Below are 21,291 nucleotides of genomic sequence, written 5' to 3' on the forward strand. Positions count from 1 at the left end.
TTATTTGCTAGACACAGGAGCAAGCAATGTCCGTAGCTGACGTTAAGAAGAACGCCCAGGACCGTATGGCCAAGTCCATCGAGACCCTGAAGGGCGACCTGGCCAAGGTGCGTACCGGCCGTGCCCACACCGGCCTGCTGGACCACGTGATGGTCGAGTATTACGGCAACCCGACGCCGATCAACCAGGTGGCCAACCTGACCCTGATCGACGCCCGCACCATCGGTGTGGCGCCGTTTGAAAAGAAAATGGGTGCCACCATTGAAAAAGCCATCCGTGATTCGGACCTGGGCCTGAACCCGTCGACGCAGGGCGACATGATCCGCGTGCCGACCCCGGCCCTGACGGAAGAGCGCCGTAAAGAGATGGTGAAACTGGTCAAGAGCGAAGGCGAAGACGCGAAAGTCGCCGTGCGCAACATCCGCCGCGACGCCAACGAATCGCTGAAAAAGCTGGTCAAGGATAAAGCCATCTCGGAAGACGACGAGCGCCGTGGCGCCGACGACGTGCAAAAGCTGACCGACAAGGCGATCGTCGACATCGACAAGCTGCTGGCTGAAAAAGAGAAGGAAATCATGACCGTTTGACGGTTACCGTAGGGCGGATTAGGCATAGCCGTAATCCGCCATGCGTTGTGGCGGCGCCGGCATGGCGGATTACGCGGTTCCCGCTAATCCGCCCTACGTGGACGGCGCCGTTTTCATTGAGTGTCAACGTTTATTGGCTGTATAAGAGTTCATGAAATATTCGAGTTCGACGACTGCGGTACCGGAAGCGCACAAAGTGCCACGCCACGTCGCCATCATCATGGATGGCAACGGCCGTTGGGCAACCAAGCGCTTCCTGCCGCGCGTCGCCGGCCACGTCAAAGGCGTGGAAACGGTACGCACCGTGGTGGAGGCTTGTGTCACGCGCGGTGTGGAATATGTGACGCTGTTTGCGTTCAGTTCGGAAAACTGGCGCCGTCCGGAAGAAGAAGTGTCGTTGCTGATGCGCCTGTTCGTGACTGCGCTGGAGCGCGAAGTCGCCAAGATGCACGCCAATAACATCCGCCTGAAAGTCGTCGGCGACCTGTCCCGCTTCAATGACAAGCTGCGCCAGATGATTGCCCAGGCTGAACGCAAGACTGCCAACAACACGGGCTTGACGGTGACCGTGTGCGCCAACTATGGCGGACGCTGGGACATCATGCAGGCCATAGGCAAAATGGTGGCGGCCCATCCTGGCATGACGGATTTTTCCGAAGAGCAGCTGGCGCCGCACCTGGCCATGGCGTATGCGCCGGAACCGGACTTATTCATCCGCACCGGCGGCGAAGAGCGTATTTCCAACTTCCTGCTGTGGCAGCTCGCCTATACGGAACTGTACTTCACTGACACGTTCTGGCCAGATTTCTCTGAAGAGCAATTCGACAAAGCCATCGCGTCGTACCAAAACCGCGAACGCCGCTTCGGCCGTACCGGTGATCAATTGGCAGAAAAGACCAACTAATGCTGAAGACCCGGATCATCACCGCTGTGATTTTGCTGGCGGTATTGCTGCCCGTACTGTTTTTCAATGTTGCGCCAGCGTTTAACGCTGTCGTGCTGGCCTTCCTTGGCGCCGCCCTGTGGGAAGCGTCGCGCCTGTTCAAGGCGCCGCGCCCGTGGCTCAACGCCGCCGCGCTGACGGCGGCGTTTGGCTATACCTTCCTGTTGCGCGACATGAACGCCTCGTCCACGTTCTGGATGGCGCTGGGCGTCATGTTCTGGGCCATGCGCTTTGCGCCGGCCCTGAAACTGGGCTTGCCGCCGATCGACAGCAAAGGCAGCCACATGCTGGGCTTCCTGTACTGCATTGCACTGATTTCGTGCTTTGCCGCCATTGTCGTGCTGTTCCGCCATTCGGCCACGTATTTGCTGTCGGCCATGGCCATCGTGTGGATCGCGGATATCGGCGCGTATTTCTCCGGCAAAGCCTTTGGCAAGCGCAAGCTGGCGCCATCGATCTCTCCCGGTAAATCGTGGGAAGGCGCCATAGGCGGCGGCATTGCCGTGCTGGTGCTGTGCGTGCTGTCGATCGTGTTCAGCACGAACGCCCCATGGCTGCAGGATACGTTTGCCGTGCAATTGCAAGCCCATAAAGGCTGGCTGATGACCGTGCTGCTGCTGGTGCTGATCACCGCTGCCAGCATCATTGGCGACTTGTTTGAATCGATGCTGAAGCGCCGCGCCGGCATGAAGGACAGCAGCAACCTGCTGCCTGGCCACGGCGGTGTGCTGGACCGCATCGATGCATTGGTGCCTGTGCTGCCGATGGCGGCGCTGATCACCGCGTGGATCTCTTGAGGTCTTGAAGGAATACCCCATGCAACGCATTACCATACTTGGCGCCACCGGCTCCATCGGCGTCTCTACCCTGGACGTGCTGGCGCGCCATCCTGACCGTTATTCCGTCTATGCGCTGTCGGCGCACAGCCGTGTCGAAGAACTGGCCGCGCAGTGCACGCAATTCAAACCGGCGCGCGCCGTGGTCGGCACGGCCGAAGCGGCGGCCAAATTGGAGGAATTGCTGCGCGCCCAGGGCTTGCGCACGGAAGTCGAATATGGCGAACAGGCGTTGTGCGCCATTGCCAGCGCGGCGGAAACCGATACCGTGATGGCGGCCATTGTCGGCGCGGCCGGCTTGGCGCCGACGCTGGCCGCCGCCAAGGCCGGCAAGAAAGTTTTGTTGGCCAACAAGGAAGCGCTGGTCATGTCTGGCCAGCTGTTCATGGACGCGGTGCGCGACCATGGCGCCACGCTGCTGCCCATCGACTCGGAACACAATGCCATCTTCCAGTGCCTGCCGCACGGCTATGGCCGCGTGCCGGCAGCGGCCGGCGTCACGAAGGTCTTGCTGACGGCGTCCGGCGGCCCATTCCTGAAGCGCGACGTGTCCACGCTGGAAAACGTCACGCCGGACGAAGCGTGCAAGCACCCGAAGTGGGTGATGGGCCGCAAGATTTCCGTGGATTCCGCCACCATGATGAACAAGGGGCTGGAAGTCATTGAAGCGCACTGGCTGTTCGGCACGCCGGCGGAGCAGATCGAAGTGGTGATCCACCCGCAATCCGTGATTCACTCGATGGTGTCGTACAGCGATGGTTCCGTGCTGGCGGAACTGGGCAACCCCGACATGCGCACGCCGATCGCGCACGCGCTGGCCTACCCGGAGCGCATCGCGTCCGGCGTGGCGCAACTCGATATCGCGCAAATTGGCACGCTGCAATTCGAACGCCCGGACTTCAACCGTTTCCCATGCCTGGCGCTGGCATTCGACGCACTGCGTGCGGGCGGCACGGCGCCGGCGCTGCTGAACGCGGCCAATGAAGTGGCCGTGGCGGCATTCCTCGAAGAGCGCATCGGCTTCCGCCAGATCGACCGCGTGATTGCGCGCGTGATGGATGAATTGCCGCATGGCGCGGCCGGCAGTATCGGGCAAGTGATGGCGCAGGATGCCGCAGCCCGCGCCGCGGCGGAACGCGTGATTGCCGGTTTGCTGAAACCTTGAAACCCTTGCAGGGCGGCTGCGGCAGCGCAGCCAGTTGACCATCATGAACCTGTTGCAAACCATCGTCGCCTTTGCCGTTGCACTGGGCACACTGATCATCTTCCATGAACTTGGCCATTACCTGGTGGCGCGCTGGTGCGGCGTGAAAGTGCTGCGCTTTTCCGTCGGCATGGGCAAGGTCGTGTGGTCGCGCAAGGTCGGGCCGGACCAGACGGAATGGGCGGTATCGGCGTTGCCTTTGGGCGGCTACGTGAAAATGCTCGATGGCCGCGACTGCGACTTGAAAGGGTTGCCGGAAAAAGACCTGGCCCGCGAATTCACGCGCCAAAGCGTGTGGAAGCGCATCGCCATCGTGGCAGCGGGCCCGATTGCCAACTTCCTGCTGGCGATTGCGCTGTTTGCCGGACTGTATATGGTGGGCGTGGCCGAACCGGCCGCGAAAATCGCGCCGCCGCCCGCCGCTTCCGCTGCCGGCATTGCCGGCTTGCGGGGCAATGACTTGATTACCGCGATTAATGGCGAAAAAGTCCGCGTGTGGTCGGAAGTGCGCTGGAACCTGATCCAGGCCGTGATCGATAAGAAGGGGGCCGTGATCGACGTCGAGCGCCCGGGCAGCGGGCGCCTGGAATTGTCGCTGCACGCCGACGCGTTGACGGGCATGGATATGGAATCGGACGTGGCGGCAAAACTCGGCATCGCGCTGGCCCGTCCGCCCGCGAAACTGGGCGACATCCTGCCCGGCAGCGCCGCCCATAAAGCCGGTTTGCGCAGCGGCGACCTGGTGGTGGCCATCGATGGCCAGCCGGTCCAGGATTGGGTGGCCTTCACCAATACCGTGCGCTCGTCCGGCGGCAAGCTGCTGCTGTTTGCCGTGGAGCGCGATGGCCGCGTGCTGACGATACCCGTCACGCCCGACGCGGAAACCAAGGGATCTGTAACAGTCGGTAAGATCGGCGCGTATGTCGCCGCGCCCACGGATATGATCGAAGTCCAGGCTGGTCCAGTCGAAGCCGTGGTGAAGGGCGCCGTGAAGGTGTGGGATACCAGCGTCATGACGGTGAAAATGATCGGCAAAATGCTGGCGGGCGAAGTGTCGTGGAAAAACGTGACGGGCCCGATCACCATTGCCGATTATGCGGGGCAGACTGCCCGCATCGGCATGACCAGCTATATCGGCTTTATCGCATTCATCTCCATCAGCCTTGGTGTTATGAATTTGCTGCCGATTCCCGTTCTGGACGGGGGACTTTTACTGTATTATTCGCTGGAAGTTTTGACCGGACGTCCATTGCCGGAACGCGTAGGCGATATAGCGCAGCGTATAGGCGTGGGAATATTGGTCACATTAATGGCGCTGGCCGTATTTAACGACGTCGTGCGGTTACTGTAAATACGCGGTATTTACGGGACGGCGCACGGCGTTATTCGTTTTACGACGTCAACCGAAGAATTTGAATCACTGATTTTTGCCGATGAAATTACATTCCGAACGTTTTGCTTTGCCATCCTTTCGCCGCAGCTTGATCGGCGCCGCTGTTTTGGCGGCATGCTCCGGCAGTGCCTATGCCATTAACCCGTTTACCGTCAAAGACATTCGTGTCGAAGGCATCCAGCGTACGGAAGCGGGCACCGTGTTCAGCTATCTGCCGGTGCGCGTAGGCGAAACTTTCGATGACAGCAAGAGCATTACCACGATCAAAGCCCTGTATGCGACGGGCATTTTCAAGGACGTGCGCCTGGAACAGGACGGCGACGTGCTGGTGGTGATCGTGGAAGAACGTCCGGCCATCGCCAAGGTGGATTTCACGGGCACCAAGGAATTTGAAAAAGATACGCTGGTCAAGGCGCTGAAAGATATCGGCGTCGGCGAAGCGAAGACCTTCGACAAGGCGTCGGTGGACCGCGCCGAGCAGGAATTGAAGCGCCAGTACCTGTCGCGCGGCCTGTACGGCGTGAAAGTCACGACCACCGTGACGCCAATCGAGCGTAACCGCGTCAATATCGTCTTTGCCGTCGATGAAGGCGATGTCGCGAAGATCAAGCAAATCAACTTCGTCGGCAACAAAGTGTTTTCCGACAGCGAATTGCGCGACCAGATCGCATTGAATACGGGAGGCTGGTTCAGCTGGTACACAAAAGCCAACCAGTATTCGAAGACCAAGCTGACGGGCGACCTGGAATCGCTGAAATCGTATTACCTGAACCGCGGCTACATTGAAATGCAGGTCGATTCGACCCAGGTTTCCATCACGCCGGACAAGAAAGACATTTACATCACCATCAACATCACGGAAGGTGAAAAGTACAAAGTCTCGGACATCAAATTCGAAGGCGAAATGTTTGGCCGCGAAGATGAATTGCGCAGCCTGGTCTTGCTGCGCAAGGGCGAGACGTATTCCGGCGAGCGCCTGACGGCCACCAATAAACTGATCTCGGACCGCCTCGGCACCTTTGGCTACGCGTTTGCCAACGTCAATGCGAATCCGGAAATCGACCGTGACAAGCGCGAAGTCGCCTTCACGTTCTTTATCGATCCGGGCAAGCGCGTGTACGTGCGCCACATGAATATCGCCGGTAACACGACGACGCGTGATGAAGTGATCCGCCGTGAATTCCGCCAGTTTGAATCGTCGTGGTACGACGCCAACAAGATCAAGCTGACCCGCGACCGCGTGGACCGCACCGGCTTCTTCAAGGAAGTCACGATCGATACGCCGGAAGCGCAAGGCACGTCCGACCAGGTTGACGTGCAGCTGACGGTGACGGAAAAACCAACCGGCAACTTCCAGATCGGCGGCGCGTTCTCGCAGGCGGAGAAATTCACGTTCAATGCATCGATCCAGCAAGCCAACTTTGCCGGTTCGGGCAATACCGTCGGCATCAACCTGAATACGAGTAAATACAGCCGTACGATTGAATTCTCGAACACCAATCCGTATTACACGGATGATGGCGTCAGCCGTTCGTTTGACTTGTACCTGCGCACGATGAATCCTCCGGCGCTGAACCAGGGCTTTTATTCGATCAAGCAGCAGGGCGGACGTATCAGCTGGGGCGTGCCGTTCTCCGAAGTGGACACCATCTTCTTCGGCGCCGGTCTGGAGCGTTCGCGCATCACGACCGATATTTCGTCGCCGATCCTGTACAAGACGTACGTGACCAACGTGACCGGCAACGTGGACGGCATCGGCACCGCCACCACGACCGCGCTGCCGCTGACGGCTGCGTGGGCGCGCGATTCGCGCGACTCGGCCATCACGCCGACCATCGGTATGTACCAGCGCGTCAACCTGGAACTGGACTTTGCCGGCCGCTCCAAGTACTACCGCGCCGTGTATGAACACCAGTGGTACAAACCGCTGCATCCGAAAGTCACACTGGCGCTGCGCGGCGAGATCGACTACGGCCACGGTATCGGCGACCATCCATACCCGGTGTTCAAGAACTTCTACGCCGGCGGTATCGGTTCCGTGCGCGGTTACCTGAGCTCGTCGCTGGGTATTGTTGACCCGACCTTTGGCGATGCCCAGGGCGGCGCGTCGCGCCTGATCGGCAACGCGGAATTGCAGATGCCATTCCCGGGTTCCGGCCAGGACCGCAGCTTGCGCTGGTTCGGCTTCCTCGACGGCGGCCAGGTGTACCAGGAAGGCCAGCGCATGCGCGCATCGGAACTGCGCTACTCGACCGGTCTGGGCTTGTCCTGGATTTCTCCGGTCGGTCCGCTGAAGTTGAGTTATGCTAAGCCTTTGAACGCCAAGCCGGGCGACCGCCTGGAACGCTTCCAGTTCCAGATGGGCACAGGCTTCTAATATTTACTCGGAGAAACACGTTGAAGACTGCATCCGTTTCCGCCCTGGCTGCCCGCGCTACGCGCGCCATCACCGTCTCGGCCGGCGCCGCGCTGGCGATCGGCATGTGCGTGCTGTCGCCGGCCCAGGCGCAGTCCAAGATTGCGTGGCTCAGTACCGAGCGCATTTATAACGAATCGCGCCTGGCCAAACTGGCTGGCGACAAGCTGGCCGAGGAATTCAAAGTGCGCGAGCGCGCCGTGCAAGACCTGGCCATCCGCTTGAAAGGCGCATCGGAAAAGCTGGAAAAAGAATTGCCGACGCTGCCGGAAGCGGAGCGGATCAAGCGCCAGCGCGAGTATTTCGAGCTGGATAAGGAATTCCAGCGCCGCCAGCGTGAATTCCGTGAAGATCTGAACCAGCGCACCAATGAAGAGCGCGCGGTGATTTCCGATAAAGCCACGCAAATCATCAAGCAGCTGGCGGCCACCGAAGGCTATGACATCGTGCTGCAAGACGCGGTGTGGGCCAGCCCCCGCATTGACATCACGGACAAGGTATTGTCTGCGCTGGACAAGGGTAAGTAATTAAATAACGACAAGGATCACCCGATGGGCACTCGACTAGGAGAATTGGTCGAACGCCTGGGCGGACAGCTGGTAGGCGATGCGAACCTGGAAGTTTCCGGGATAGCACCGCTGGCTGACGCCGGCGTTTCGCACATCAGCTTTCTCAGCAATAGCAAATTCCGCACGCAGGCAGGCCAGTCCCACGCTGCCGCGCTGATCGTGTCGGAGAAAGACGATGACTATATCGCCGCCCATTACCAGGGCGCGCGCATCGTCTGCAAGAATCCCTATGCCTACTTTGCCCGTGCGGCGCAGTATTTTGAATCGCTGACGGCCATCGTGAAACCGGCGGGTATTCATCCGTCCGCTTTCATTGATCCCACGGCGAAAGTCGATCCGACCGCGCATATCGGCCCGTTCGTATCGGTGGAGGCGGGCGCTGTGATTGGCGCAAACGCCGTGATCGAACATGGCTGCTTTATTGGGCGCGACGCGGAAATCGGCGCCGGCACGCATTTCTTTGCCAACGTGACGTTCCAGGCCCGCTGCAAAATCGGCCAGCGCGGCATTATTCATAGCGGCGCGATTATCGGCACCGACGGATTCGGCTTTGCCAATGAGGGCGGCGTATACATCCGCATTCCGCAAACGGGCCGCGTCATTATCGGCGACGACGTCGATATCGGCGCCTCCACCACGATCGACCGCGGCGCGCTGGCCGACACGGTGATCGAAGATGGCGTCAAGCTGGATAACCAGATTCAAATCGGCCACAACTGCCGGATCGGCGCGCATACGGCCATGGCAGGCTGCGTCGGCGTGGCCGGTTCGGCCATCATCGGCAAGCATTGCACGTTCGGCGGCGCGGCCATGGTGCTGGGCCATTTGACGATCGTCGATGGCGTACACGTTTCATCCGGTTCGATGGTGTCGCGCTCCATCATGGAACCAGGCCAGTACACGGGCTTTTACCCGCTGGCGAAAAATGCGGATTGGGAGAAATCCGCGGCGATTGTTCGCAATTTGCCGGGGATGCGCGATAAAATCCGCGCGCTGGAAAAAAACATTAAAACAAAGACTGACGAATAACGATTATGACCACTGAGATGACTACTGAAAACAAAACGATGGACATTTGCGAAATCAAAGCGTACCTGCCGCACCGCTACCCGCTGCTGCTGGTGGACCGCGTGATCAGCTTTGAAGAAAACAAGTCCATTACGGCCATCAAGAACGTCACCGTCAACGAAGAATTCTTTAACGGCCACTTCCCGCACAAGCCAGTCATGCCGGGCGTGCTGATGGTGGAAGCGCTGGCGCAGACCGCCGCACTGCTGTCGTTTAAAACCATGGGCGTGAAGCCCGATGAAAATTCCGTCGTGTACTTCGTCGGTATCGACAACACCCGTTTCAAGCGTCCGGTAGGTCCTGGCGACCAGCTGAAAATGGACGTGGAAATCCTGCGCGTGTCGCGCGGCATCTGGAAATACAAGGCGACGGCCAGCGTGGACGGCCAGGTCGCAGTGGAAACCGAACTGATGTGCACCATCCGTAACGCAGCCGACGCGAGCAAACCAGCGGGGCAGTAATGACCAACATCCACCCAACCGCGATAGTCGATCCGAAAGCGCAGCTCGATAGCAGCGTTACGGTCGGCCCATACACCATCATCGGCCCCAATGTGTCGATCGGGGCCGGCACCAAAGTCGGCCCGCACGTGGTGATCGACGGCTACACGACCATCGGCCGCGACAATGAACTGTTCCAATTCTCGTCGATCGGCGCGCAGCCGCAAGACAAGAAGTGGAAGGGCGAGCCGACGCGCCTGGAAATTGGCGACCGCAATACCATCCGTGAATTCTGCACGTTCAACACCGGTACGGCGCAGGACAAGGGCGTCACCAAACTGGGTAACGACAACTGGATTTCCGCTTATGTGCACCTGGCGCACGACTGCGTGGTGGGCAACAACACGATCTTCTCGAATAATGCGCAGATCGCAGGCCACGTGGAAATCGGCGATTACGTGATCATGAGCGGCTTCGCCAACGTGCACCAGTTCTGCAAGATCGGGGCGCACGCGTTTGTCGGCATGAGCACCAGCCTGACGCAAGACGTGCCGCCGTTCGTGCTGTTGAACGGTAATCCGGCTGCCGCCCATGGCGTCAATATCGAAGGCTTGAAGCGCCGCGGTTTCACGCGCGAGCAGATCAATGCGATCCGCGCCGCGTATAAAACGCTGTACCGTTCCGGCCTGACGCTGGAAGAAGCGAAAGCTGCCATGCTGGCGCAGGAACAGGCGTTGCCGGATGATGTGGCCGTGCATGCGCGCGCCATGCGCGAATTCCTCGATACGTCGACCCGTGGCATCGTCCGCTGACCTTGCCATCGCACTGGCCGCCGGCGAACCGTCCGGCGACGTGCTGGCTGCACGCCTGCTGTCTGGTTTGCGTCCGCATTTGCCGGACGCGCGGTTCCATGGCATCGGCGGTCCCGCCATGGCGCAATATGGCTTTGAGTCGCACTGGCCAATGGACAAGCTGACGGTGCGCGGCTTGCTGGCCGTGATTCCCCGCTACCGTGAAATCAAGGGCATCCAGAACGCGCTGCGCGACCAGTTGCTGGCCGAGCGGCCTGCGTGCTTTATCGGCGCGGATTACCCCGGTTTTAACCTGGGCCTGGAAATGCAGCTGAAGGCGGCAGGGATCCCGACTGTCCATTACATCGGCCCGCAAATCTGGGCATGGCGCGGCGGGCGCATCAAGAAAATCATCAAGGCGGTGTCGCACATGCTGGTGGTATTTCCATTTGAGGAGGAAATCTACCGCAAGGCCGGCGTGCCGGTCAGCTATGTCGGCCACCCGATGGCGGAACTGGTGCCGGTGACCATTGATGAAGGCGCGGCGCGGCGGCAGCTGGGGCTGCCGGAAGATGCGAACGTCGTCACCATCATGCCTGGCAGCCGCATGTCGGAATTGAAGTACAACACGGCTGCGTTTGTTGGCGCCGCCCGGCTGCTGTTGAAGCGCGACAGGTCGCTGCGCTTTATTGCGCCAATGGCCGGCGAGCGCCAGCGCCAGATGTTCTTGCAAATGGTGGAGCAGGCAGGCTTGCAGGACGTGGAAATCACGCTGCTCGACGGCCAGTCGCATACCGCTATTGCCGCGGCCGATGCGGTGCTGGTGGCGTCCGGTACGGCCACCCTGGAAGTGGCGCTGCACAAGAAACCAATGGTCATTGCTTACAAGATGATGGCGCTGGAATGGCAGATTTTGCGCCATTTTGGCTACCAGCCGTGGATTGGCTTGCCGAACATCCTGGAGCGGGAATTTGTTGTGCCGGAATTGCTGCAAGATGATGCGAGCCCGGATAAGCTGGCGGACGCCATGTGGAAGCAATTGACGGATGCGCCGCACCGTTTGCAATTGGCGGAGCGGTTTACGGCGATGCACCACAGCCTGCTGCGCAATAGCGCACAGGAAAGCGCCGCCGCTGTCTTGAAAGTGATAGGCAAATGAAAACCCCGCAGCTTGGCTTGTTTGACGACTTGCCCTATTCGGCCGATGAAATCATCTGCGGCGTTGATGAAGCCGGGCGCGGGCCGCTGGCCGGTCCCGTGTTTGCCGCGGCGGTGATCCTGGACCCTAACCAGCCGATTCCCGGCTTGCGCGACTCTAAGAAACTCACGGAAGCCAAGCGCGATGAATTGGCGCCGCTGATCCGCGCCCATGCGCTGGCATGGGCCGTGGCGCAGGCGTCGGAAGCGGAAATCGACAAAATCAATATTTTGCAGGCGTCGATGCTGGCCATGCGCCGCGCCGTGGAAGCGTTGCCGGTCGTGCCGACCCTGGCGCTGATCGATGGCAACCGTTGCCCGGTCATGAAAATCCAGACCATTGCCATCATCGGCGGGGATGACAAGGAAGAGGCAATTTCCGCTGCGTCGATCCTGGCCAAGACTGCGCGCGATGCGGCGCTGGTGGAATTGCATGGGCAGTACCCGGAATATGCATTCGACCAGCACAAGGGGTATGGCACGGCGCTGCACCTTGAACGGTTGAAGCTGCACGGCCCGTCGCCAGTGCACCGCCGCTCATTTGCGCCCGTACGCGAAGCGCTGCTGATGCGCGATTTATTATCATGAAAACAATCACATCGCGCGACAACGCGCAATACAAGGATTTAAAACATTTGGCCACCAGTTCGCAGGCCCGCAAGAAAGCCGGGCGGACGCTGCTGGATGGCGTGCACCTGGCGCAGGCGTGGCTGGATTTGCGGGGCTTGCCGGAACAGTGCATCGTCGCTGAACCCGCGCTGAACAACCCGGAAGTGGCTGACATTGTCAATAAAGTACAGCTGGCGCACGGGCATATCCTGTGCCTGCCGGAGGCGCTGTACCAGGCGGTGTCGCAGGTGGAACATGGTGTCGGCGTCATGTTTTTGGTGGAAACGCCGCACAAGGCGTTGCCTGCCCGCATGGCTGTAAATGCCGTCGTGCTGGATAACGTGCAAGATCCGGGTAACGTCGGTTCGATCTTGCGCAGTGCGGCAGCGGCCGGCATCAAGCAAGTGTTTTGCAGCGCCGGCACAGCCTTTTGCTGGTCGCCGAAAGTGCTGCGCGCCGCCATGGGAGCGCATTTTGTTCTGGACATCTTTGAGAACGTGGATTTGCCGGCGCTGGTTGCTGCATCTAGCATTCCTGTACTGGCTACCAGCGGCTATGCGCAAAAAACGCTGTACGACGTCGATTTGAAACGCCCCGTGGCATGGGTGTTTGGCCATGAAGGGCAGGGCGTTTCCGACGCGTTGCTGTCGGCTGCCACGCAAACCGTGGTCATCCCGCACCTGGGTAAAGTCGAATCGCTGAACGTGGCGGCTTGTGCGGCAGTATGCTTTTTCGAGCAAGTCAGGCAGAATCAGGTTTGAGAAGTTGACTAGCGTCAACTAGCGGCAACCTGGAGCTTTTAATGGATATTTCGGAGTTGCATTTCCTGGTCGCGGAAGGCGAAGCGGCGCAGCGTGAAGCCTTAGTTGCAATGTTGCAACGGCTGGGGGCAGCCCATGTGGCGGACGCGCCGGATGGCCACGCGGTGCTGCGCCACCTGTCTTCCGGCATCGGTGCGCCGACGGACATTGTTTTGCTGGACCTGGCTTTGCCGGGTGTCGATGCACTGGAATTGATCCGCCGCCTGGCGGAAATGGGTTCCACTTCCGGCATTATTGTTGCAGGTGCGCAGAAGGCCGACGTGCTGTTTTCCATTGAAACCATGGCGCAAGCGTACGGTGTGAACTTGCTGGGCGCGATAGCAAAGCCAGCCGGCGAACAGCGCATCAAGGCATTAGTTGATAATTATGCATTGCCCGAACAGCGTGTCCATGCGCCTTCTGCGGCGCAATTTTCGTTTACGGATGTGGGGCGTGGATTACAGGCACGCGAATTTGATCCATTTTTTCAGCCTAAAATCGAATTGGAAACAGGCCAGGTAAAAGGCTTGGAAATGTTTGCGCGCTGGCGCCATCCGCAGCACGGAATATTAGGTCCTGCCGCATTTATGCCGGCGCTGGAACACCATAACCGCATTGATTTTCTTGACTGGTCGATGATTGAAAAGACGGTGGCCGCTTGCCGCACGTTGCATGACCAGGGTATTCCTATTTCATTTTCCATAAACGTTGACCAGGCAACGCTGGCGCATCCGCAATTCATTGCGCAAATGAATGCGTGCCTGCTGCGCCATCGCATTATGGCGGATTACATTACGTTTGAAATGACGGAATCCGCCGTGTTATCGGCGGATCCGCATTTCCTGGAGCGTTTATTACGATTACGGATGCAGGGCTTTGGGTTGGCGATTGATGATTATGGTACGGGCCGTTCTAATCTGCAATTGCTGGCTGCTGTGCCATTTACGGAATTGAAGATCGACCGGAGTTTTGTTGATGGCGCTTCGAGAAAACGCGCGATCAGCACGGTATTGAAATCCTGCCTGGGATTGGCACGCAGCCTGGACCGTAAATCCGTGGCGGTCGGCGTGGAAACCAAACAAGACTGGGATTTCCTGCAGGGCCTGGGTTGTACCTATGCGCAAGGCTATTACATCGCCAAACCCATGCCTGTCGAAGAATTCCCCGCGTGGCTGAATGACTGGCGCCAATTCTTCTAAAAACATTCCTCCCGCAAAAAAATGCCGGTCGGTTAAACACCCACCGGCATTTTATTTCCGCATTTCAAAAAGGTGCCTGGCACCGAACGGTTTTGAAACAATTCTAAAAGATAATCCTGTATAGACAGATTGTGCATACTCAGCCGGTTTTGGTGGGTTTTATGCCAATATTTGGCTTGAACGTGCCAATTTTTATCGCAAGCTGGCCTATGAGGGCAGGCAAGGCTAACCAATGGGCGTAAAAAAGCCCGCCAGCTTGCGCAAGGCGGGCTGTTACCGGAACCGCGTAGTATCAGTATTCTCGGCGGTTCGGCTTGATCTCCTGCAAGATCGTGGTCGAGATTTCCTCAATTGACTTGGTCGTGGAAGACAGCCAGCGGATACCTTCGCGTTTCATCATGACTTCCGCTTCATTGACTTCATAGCGGCAATTCTCGATCGACGCATATTTACTGCCCGCGCGGCGCTCGTTACGGATTTCCGACAAGCGTTCCGGCGTAATGCTCAAGCCAAAAATCTTGTTTTTAAACGAATATAATGCCGAAGGCAATTTGCCGCGTTCAAAATCATCCGGGATCAATGGGTAATTTGCTGCCTTGATACCATACTGCATCGCCAGATATAAACTGGTCGGCGTTTTGCCCGAGCGCGACACGCCAACGAGAATCACGTCGGCCGACGACAAATTCTTATGCGACTGGCCGTCATCATGGGCCAGTGAAAAATTAATCGCCTCGATGCGGTTTTTATATTCTTCGCTATCAACGATATTATGCGACCGGCCTATCGTGTGCGTGGATTTGACGCCTAATTCCTGTTCCAGCGGCGCCACAAAGGTTTGAATCAAATCCATGTGCATGGCGTGGGCGCGCTGAATGACTTCCGATAATTCAGTTTTTACCAGCGTTGAAAATACGATGGGACGCTGGCCATCGGCAATTGCCGCTTCATTGATTTTGCGGACAGCCTCATACGCTTTATCCAGGGTATCAATAAATGGCAGACGGACTTGACGGAAGCGTAAATCAAACTGGGTCAGCACGGAGTGGCCAAAGGTCTCAGCCGTGATGCCGGTACCATCCGAAACAAAGAAAACCGTACGGGAAGCTTCCGGCAGGGGAGCGGGGCGTTGCTCAAGCGTCATAGTAGTATTACTCAATCTAATAATTGTGAATCGTCAATTTGCGCTATTGGCTGTAGAATGGCACGCAACGGTACGATTGTGCTGCACAGCGTCAAGATTAACAAGAACAAGCTCCGTGCAGCTGCGTAAGGTGTTTGAGGAACCGTCGCGAGCGGCGGCAATGTTGGCCGAGCAGCGCAGCTGTACGCTTGTACAGCGAGCAGCGCAGACCAACAGTGCAACGCGCAGCAGGTTTATCAGACACCTCAACAAGTTTCTATCATCAGAAGGTGTCATATGACTAACTTGAACGTAGCAACTTTGAAGGAGCAGCAAGATGGACAAGCCACGTACGTGGCTTCGTTCGAACACTTGCGCATGACGGACGTCGAGTCCGTTGGCGGCAAGAATGCTTCGCTGGGCGAGATGATTTCCCAGCTGGCTGGCGCCGGCGTGCGCGTGCCTGGCGGTTTCGCCACCACGGCCCAGGCTTTCCGCGACTTCCTGTCGCACTCGGTGGACGGCGGCAAATCGCTGGCAGACCGTATCGCCGACCGCCTGGCCGGGCTGGACATTGACGATGTCCGTTCGCTGGCCCAGGCCGGCGCGGAAATCCGCCAATGGATCATCGACACCCCGTTCCAGCCACGCCTGGAAGCGGAAATCAAATCCTTCTATGAAAAGCTGGTGGCTGACTCGTCGACCGAAGTGTCGTTCGCTGTCCGCTCGTCCGCGACCGCGGAAGACTTGCCAGACGCATCGTTCGCAGGCCAGCAAGAAACCTTCCTGAACGTCGTGGGCATTGAAAATGTCCTGGACGCAATGAAACACGTGTTTGCGTCGCTGTACAATGATCGCGCTATCTCATACCGCGTCCACAAAGGCTTCACCCACGCTGAAGTGGCCTTGTCGGCCGGTGTGCAGCGCATGGTGCGTTCCGATGTCGGCGCGGCTGGCGTGATGTTCACTATCGATACGGAATCGGGCTTCAAGGATGTCGTATTCGTCACGTCGTCGTATGGCCTGGGCGAAACCGTGGTGCAGGGCGCCGTGAACCCGGACGAGTTCTACGTGCACAAGCCAATGCTGGAACAGGGCAAGTCCCCTGTCATCCGCCGCAACATCGGTTCCAAGCTGATCAAAATGGAATTCACCAACGAAGCCAAAGCCGGCCGTTCCGTGAAAACCGTTGACGTCCCGGTGGAATTGCGCAACCGCTACTCGCTGACCGATGCGGAAGTTGTGGAACTGGCGAAATACGCTGTCATCATTGAACGCCACTACGGCCGTCCGATGGACATCGAGTGGGGTAAGGATGGCCGTGACGGCAAGCTGTATATCTTGCAAGCCCGCCCGGAAACCGTTAAATCGCAACAGAAATCCAATGAGGCGCAGCAGCGCTTCAAGCTGAAGTCCACCGGCACCGTGCTGGCGTCCGGCCGCGCCATCGGCCAGAAGATCGGCGCGGGCCCTGTGCGCGTGATTTCCGACCCGTCGGAAATGGAACGTGTGCAGCCTGGCGACGTGCTGGTTGCCGACATGACCGACCCGAACTGGGAACCTGTCATGAAGCGCGCTTCGGCCATCGTGACCAACCGTGGCGGCCGTACCTGCCATGCTGCAATTATCGCCCGTGAACTGGGCGTGCCAGCCGTCGTGGGCTGCGGCGACGCGACCGACGTCTTGAAAGACGGCACGTTCGTGACCGTATCGTGCGCGGAAGGCGATGAAGGCAAGATTTACGACGGCCTGCTGGAAACTGAAGTAACGGAAGTGTCGCGCGGTGCGCTGCCGGAACTGAAGACCAAGATCATGCTGAACGTGGGTAACCCGCAGCTGGCCTTCGACTTCCAGTCCGTACCGAATGCCGGCGTGGGCCTGGCCCGTTTGGAATTCATCATCAACAACAACATCGGCGTGCACCCGAAAGCCATCCTGGAATACCCGCACATCGACGCCGACTTGAAGAAAGCCGTGGAATCGGTGGCCCGTGGCCACGCTTCGCCGAAGGCGTTCTACGTCGACAAGCTGGCCGAAGGCATCGCCACCATTGCCGCAGCATTCTGGCCGAAGAAAGTCATTGTGCGCATGTCCGACTTCAAGTCGAACGAGTACAAGAAACTGATCGGTGGTTCCCGCTATGAGCCGGACGAAGAAAACCCGATGCTGGGCTTCCGCGGTGCGGCGCGCTACCTGTCGGCGGACTTCGCCGGTGCATTCGAAATGGAATGCGCGGCCATGAAGCGCGTGCGTAACGACATGGGCCTGACCAACGTGGAAATCATGGTGCCGTTCGTGCGTACGCTGGGCCAGGCCGAGAAAGTCGTGAACCTGCTGGCAGCCAATGGCCTCAAGCGCGGCGAAAACGGCCTGCGCCTGATCATGATGTGCGAAGTGCCTTCGAACGCTGTGCTGGCCGAGCGCTTCCTGGAACACTTCGACGGCTTCTCGATTGGTTCGAACGACCTGACCCAGCTGACGCTGGGCCTGGACCGCGATTCCGGCATGGAATTGCTGGCGGCGGACTTCGACGAGCGCGATCCAGCCGTTCAAGAGTTGCTGAAACTGGCGATCCAGGCGTGCCGCAAGCAGGGCAAGTACATTGGCATCTGCGGCCAGGGTCCTTCCGACCATCCGGAACTGGCCGTGTGGCTGATGCAGCAAGGTATCGAATCGATGTCGCTGAACCCGGACTCGGTCATCGATACGTGGCAAAAACTGGCGTCGATGCAGTAATTCACTGACGCTGAAGCAGGACTGAACCCCCGCCGCCGTTATGGTGGCGGGGGTTTTTAATTTCTTTCCTCACATGGCCGACTTACTGAAAAAACTCAACCGCAATCCTTTCACCGGCTGGCTGGTGCGCGCACTGGGGCTGCCCAATCCCGTGGACCTGGCGCGCCATGGCGGCAGCTATGAAGCGCAACCGCTGAAAGGCCGACGCGCCTTGCTGTGCCGTTCGCCGGAAGGCTACGCGGCAGGGCAGCTGGCGTGCGCGCTGGCGGCCGATGGCGCCGCGGTCATCCACGCGCTGCCGCAGGCTGCCAATGAAAAAATCGACATTGTCGTCATGGATGCCACCGGCTGCACGACGCCGGGCCAGATGCGGGCCCTGTACGATGCCTTCCACCCCGTGATGCCGCGCATCGCACGCAATGGCCGGGTGCTGATCACTGCGCCAGATCTGGCTGAAGCGGCCGACGCGGTGGCGGCGGCAACGGCGCGCGGCGTCGAAGGCTTTTGCCGTTCGCTGGGCAAGGAGCTGGGCCGCAAAGGCATCACGGCCAACCTGGCGTATGTGCAGCGCGAAGCGGCGGACCGGCTCGATGGTTTGATTCACTTCTTTTGCGGCAAACAGGCGGCGTATGTATCCGGCCAGGCCGTCACCGTGACGATGCAGGTCAAAGCGCCTAACGCGGTGCTGTTTGCTCCCATGTTGCCGGGCAAGGTCGCGCTGGTGACGGGCGCCGCGCGCGGCATCGGACTGGCCACGGCGGAACGCCTGGCGCAGGAAGGCGCTACCGTCATTTGCGCCGACGTGCCGGCCGCGTCGCGGGAACTTGATGCGCTGTGCAGCCGGATTGGCGGCATGCCGCTGGAACTGGACATTGCCGCGCAAGATGCTGCCGGACAGTTGGCTGCTTTGCTGGTCGAGCGCTTCGGCGGCGTGGATATCGTCGTGCATAACGCGGGCATTACCCGCGACAAGACGCTGGGCAAAATGGATGGCGGCGCGTGGGATGCCGTGCTGAACGTGAACTTTGCCGCCATTGCCGCCATCGACCGGGCGCTGCTGTCCGGGCGCGTGTTGCGCGATGAAGGCCGCATCGTGTGCCTGTCGTCCATCAGCGGCGTGGCGGGCAATTTCGGGCAAACCAACTATGCCGCTACGAAAGCCGCATTGATCGGCTATGTGGCGGCGCTGGCGCCTGCGGTCGCGGCGCGCGGCATCACTGTCAATGCCGTGGCGCCGGGGTTCATTGAAACCGCCATGGTCGCGAAAATGCCATTCATGACGCGGGAGCTGGGGCGCCGCCTCAATTCCGTACAGCAGGGCGGTTTGCCGCGCGACGTGGCCGAGCTGATTACCTTCCTGTGCACGCCCGGTGCACACGGCATTACGGGCAATACCATCCGCGTCTGCGGCCAGGGGCTGATTGGCGCTTGAAAATTGGCTACAATGCAAGTAAGGCGGGCGGCACGGCTGACAGCCTGAATCCAATCAAACCTGCCGCCTGACCGGGCCGCAGGTTTTATTTTTTTCGGAGGCTGTATGTCTGACTGGTCGTTCTGGTTATGGGCAGCGGGCGTGACGGTGGTGCTGGAACTGCTGACGGGTACCTTTTACCTGCTGATGATTGCCATCGGCCTGGCGGCAGGGGCGCTGGCTGCCTTTGCCGGCGGCGGCTGGCCGGCGCAAACGCTGGTTGCCGCCGTGGTGGGCGTGCTGGCGACGGGGCTGCTGTGGCGCAGCAAGGCAGGCCGGCCGCAGACGGTGGATGCGGCGGTCGACCCCAACGTGAATATGGATATCGGCCAGACTGTCAATGTGCCGGGCTGGCAAAACGGCATGGCGCGCGTGATGTACCGGGGCGCGCTGTGGGATGTGGAGCTGGCGGCGGGCAGTCCGCTGGCGGCAGGCGTGTACACGATACGCGAAGTACGGGGCAGCAGGCTGATTGTCGGGGCTTAAACACGGTGCCTCATTTAACTACCGGAGAACTGAATGGAAATCGGAATCGGCAACGTCACGTTTATCTTGTTTATTCTTGCGCTGGTGTTCGTCTTTAAAACCATCAACGTGGTGCCGCAGCAGCACGCCTGGGTGGTGGAGCGGCTGGGCAAATACCATGCGACGCTGGGGCCGGGCCTGAATATCGTCGTGCCTTTTGTCGACCGTATCGCGTACAAGCACGTGCTGAAGGAAATCCCGCTCGATGTGCCGCCGCAGGTGTGCATCACGAAGGACAACACGCAGCTGCAAGTGGACGGCATCCTGTATTTCCAGGTGACGGATGCGATGCGCGCGTCGTATGGTTCGTCAAACTACATCGCCGCCATTACGCAGCTGGCGCAAACCACGCTGCGTTCCGTCGTGGGCCGCATGGAGCTGGATAAAACGTTTGAAGAACGGGAGCACATCAACATGGCGGTGGTCAATGCGATCGATGAATCGGCCGCCAACTGGGGTGTCAAAGTCCTTCGCTATGAAATCAAGGATTTGACGCCGCCGGCAGAAATCCTGCACGCGATGCAGGCGCAAATCACGGCAGAGCGCAGCAAGCGCGCACTGATCGCGGCATCGGAAGGCCGCAAGCAAGAGCAAATCAATATCGCCAATGGTGAACGGGAAGCGGCAATTGCCCGCTCCGAGGGCGACAAGCAATCGGCCATCAACCGCGCGCAAGGCGAAGCGGCGGCCATCATTGCAATTGCCGACGCGACGTCTGCCGCATTGCGCCAGGTGGGCGCCGCCATCCAGTCGCCGGGCGGAGATGGGGCCGTGCAGCTGAAGGTGGCGGAACAATATGTGGGCGCGTTTGAAAAACTCGCCAAGACCAATAACTCGCTGATCGTGCCCGCCAACATGGGCGACATGAGCAGCCTGATTGCCACCGCGCTGCAAGTGGTGAAGTCACAGCAAAAGACGTAAAGGGGAAAGCAATGAGCGTATGGGATATCGGGCCGTTCGACAACGACCTGGCGTTGGATTGGGTACAGGACTTACAGGAATCGAATGACCTGTATTACATCGAAGATACGCTGAACAATGTGCTGGAAGAGGGCGAAACCTTCATCCCGATGCCGTTCGCCTGCGAAGCGCTGGCCGCCATCGACGTGCTGGCGCGCCTGCAGGGGCAGCCGGGCGACGAAGCGGTGGACGATGTGGACGCATGGGTGGAAACCCTGCGCAAGAAATTCAAGCGCCGCGCGGATTTGGTGGAAAAATCACTGAAGGCGCTGGAGCTGATCGTGTCGGAAAAATCGGAACTGGCCAATGAATGGGCGCAGACCGATGAGCACGTGGCGTGGCGCGGCATGGTGGAGCAGTTGCGGGCACGTGTGACGGCAATGTAAGCGGTTCAGGCAGCCGCCCGGGCGAACCCGGGCGGCCT

Annotated in this window: 20 protein-coding genes; 19 read left to right on the plus strand and 1 reads right to left on the minus strand. The window is 59.3% G+C overall.

What is annotated here, in order from left to right; translation table 11 throughout:
- The first annotated feature begins 26 nt into the window (after positions 1-26).
- The 14 genes from frr (at position 27) to GM668_RS21965 (ending at position 14,052) form a co-directional block, all read left to right on the plus strand.
- Entirely contained in the window at positions 27-587 is a 561-nt protein-coding gene (gene frr, locus GM668_RS21900; RefSeq protein ID WP_155441075.1) for a ribosome recycling factor, read from the plus strand.
- 151 nt (positions 588-738) lie between these two features.
- Complete coding sequence (gene uppS, locus GM668_RS21905; RefSeq protein WP_155441076.1) at positions 739-1,491, plus strand: undecaprenyl pyrophosphate synthase; 753 nt, start codon at positions 739-741, stop codon at positions 1,489-1,491.
- On the plus strand, positions 1,491-2,327 hold the full coding sequence (locus GM668_RS21910) for a phosphatidate cytidylyltransferase (RefSeq protein WP_155441077.1): 837 nt from the start codon (positions 1,491-1,493) through the stop codon (positions 2,325-2,327). Before uppS ends, GM668_RS21910 begins: the two co-directional genes overlap by 1 nt.
- A 19-nt stretch (positions 2,328-2,346) precedes the next feature.
- The gene (gene ispC / locus GM668_RS21915; protein WP_155441078.1) at positions 2,347-3,531 is read left to right on the plus strand and encodes a 1-deoxy-D-xylulose-5-phosphate reductoisomerase; all 1,185 of its coding nucleotides are present in this window, start codon (positions 2,347-2,349) and stop codon (positions 3,529-3,531) included.
- Positions 3,532-3,574: 43 nt separating this feature from the next.
- Entirely contained in the window at positions 3,575-4,921 is a 1,347-nt protein-coding gene (rseP, locus tag GM668_RS21920; protein ID WP_155441079.1) for an RIP metalloprotease RseP, read from the plus strand.
- 82 nt (positions 4,922-5,003) lie between these two features.
- The gene (gene bamA / locus GM668_RS21925; protein ID WP_155441080.1) at positions 5,004-7,340 is read left to right on the plus strand and encodes an outer membrane protein assembly factor BamA; all 2,337 of its coding nucleotides are present in this window, start codon (positions 5,004-5,006) and stop codon (positions 7,338-7,340) included.
- Between the two features lie 104 nt (positions 7,341-7,444).
- Positions 7,445-7,906, plus strand: coding sequence for an OmpH/Skp family outer membrane protein (locus GM668_RS21930; RefSeq protein ID WP_155441135.1), 462 nt, complete (start codon positions 7,445-7,447; stop codon positions 7,904-7,906).
- A 24-nt stretch (positions 7,907-7,930) separates the two neighbouring features.
- A complete protein-coding gene (gene lpxD, locus GM668_RS21935) occupies positions 7,931-8,977 on the plus strand; it encodes a UDP-3-O-(3-hydroxymyristoyl)glucosamine N-acyltransferase (protein WP_155441081.1) in 1,047 nt (348 codons plus the stop codon).
- A 17-nt stretch (positions 8,978-8,994) separates the two neighbouring features.
- Positions 8,995-9,477, plus strand: a complete 483-nt coding sequence (fabZ, locus tag GM668_RS21940; RefSeq protein ID WP_155441082.1) for a 3-hydroxyacyl-ACP dehydratase FabZ — start codon at positions 8,995-8,997, stop codon at positions 9,475-9,477.
- A complete protein-coding gene (gene lpxA / locus GM668_RS21945; RefSeq protein ID WP_155441083.1) occupies positions 9,477-10,268 on the plus strand; it encodes an acyl-ACP--UDP-N-acetylglucosamine O-acyltransferase in 792 nt (263 codons plus the stop codon). Before fabZ ends, lpxA begins: the two co-directional genes overlap by 1 nt.
- Positions 10,252-11,406 (plus strand): lipid-A-disaccharide synthase, encoded by a 1,155-nt coding sequence (lpxB, locus tag GM668_RS21950; RefSeq protein ID WP_371868756.1) that lies wholly within the window; start codon positions 10,252-10,254, stop codon positions 11,404-11,406. Before lpxA ends, lpxB begins: the two co-directional genes overlap by 17 nt.
- Positions 11,403-12,032, plus strand: coding sequence for a ribonuclease HII (gene rnhB, locus GM668_RS21955; RefSeq protein WP_155441085.1), 630 nt, complete (start codon positions 11,403-11,405; stop codon positions 12,030-12,032). Before lpxB ends, rnhB begins: the two co-directional genes overlap by 4 nt.
- Complete coding sequence (locus GM668_RS21960; protein ID WP_155441086.1) at positions 12,029-12,814, plus strand: TrmH family RNA methyltransferase; 786 nt, start codon at positions 12,029-12,031, stop codon at positions 12,812-12,814. The genes rnhB and GM668_RS21960 overlap by 4 nt, the downstream gene beginning before the upstream one ends.
- A 41-nt stretch (positions 12,815-12,855) precedes the next feature.
- A complete protein-coding gene (locus GM668_RS21965) occupies positions 12,856-14,052 on the plus strand; it encodes an EAL domain-containing response regulator (RefSeq protein WP_155441087.1) in 1,197 nt (398 codons plus the stop codon).
- Between the two features lie 292 nt (positions 14,053-14,344).
- Here GM668_RS21965 and ppsR read toward each other — a convergent pair whose 3' ends face one another.
- Entirely contained in the window at positions 14,345-15,196 is an 852-nt protein-coding gene (ppsR, locus tag GM668_RS21970; protein ID WP_155441088.1) for a posphoenolpyruvate synthetase regulatory kinase/phosphorylase PpsR, read from the minus strand.
- 276 nt (positions 15,197-15,472) lie between these two features.
- Between ppsR and ppsA the strand changes: the two genes are divergently transcribed.
- From ppsA to GM668_RS21995, 5 genes are all read left to right on the plus strand, one after another.
- Positions 15,473-17,911 (plus strand): phosphoenolpyruvate synthase, encoded by a 2,439-nt coding sequence (ppsA, locus tag GM668_RS21975; RefSeq protein ID WP_155441089.1) that lies wholly within the window; start codon positions 15,473-15,475, stop codon positions 17,909-17,911.
- A 73-nt stretch (positions 17,912-17,984) separates the two neighbouring features.
- Entirely contained in the window at positions 17,985-19,343 is a 1,359-nt protein-coding gene (locus GM668_RS21980; RefSeq protein WP_155441090.1) for a 3-oxoacyl-ACP reductase, read from the plus strand.
- A 105-nt stretch (positions 19,344-19,448) separates the two neighbouring features.
- On the plus strand, positions 19,449-19,868 hold the full coding sequence (locus GM668_RS21985) for an NfeD family protein (protein ID WP_155441091.1): 420 nt from the start codon (positions 19,449-19,451) through the stop codon (positions 19,866-19,868).
- A gap of 33 nt (positions 19,869-19,901) precedes the next feature.
- Entirely contained in the window at positions 19,902-20,828 is a 927-nt protein-coding gene (locus GM668_RS21990) for an SPFH domain-containing protein (protein WP_155441092.1), read from the plus strand.
- Between the two features lie 11 nt (positions 20,829-20,839).
- Positions 20,840-21,253, plus strand: a complete 414-nt coding sequence (locus GM668_RS21995; protein ID WP_155441093.1) for a DUF4259 domain-containing protein — start codon at positions 20,840-20,842, stop codon at positions 21,251-21,253.
- Positions 21,254-21,291: the final 38 nt, after the last annotated feature.

Origin of the sequence: Pseudoduganella ginsengisoli, assembly GCF_009720865.1 — a bacterium.
In the GTDB taxonomy this organism is placed as follows: Bacteria; Pseudomonadota; Gammaproteobacteria; order Burkholderiales; family Burkholderiaceae_D; genus Rugamonas; species Rugamonas ginsengisoli.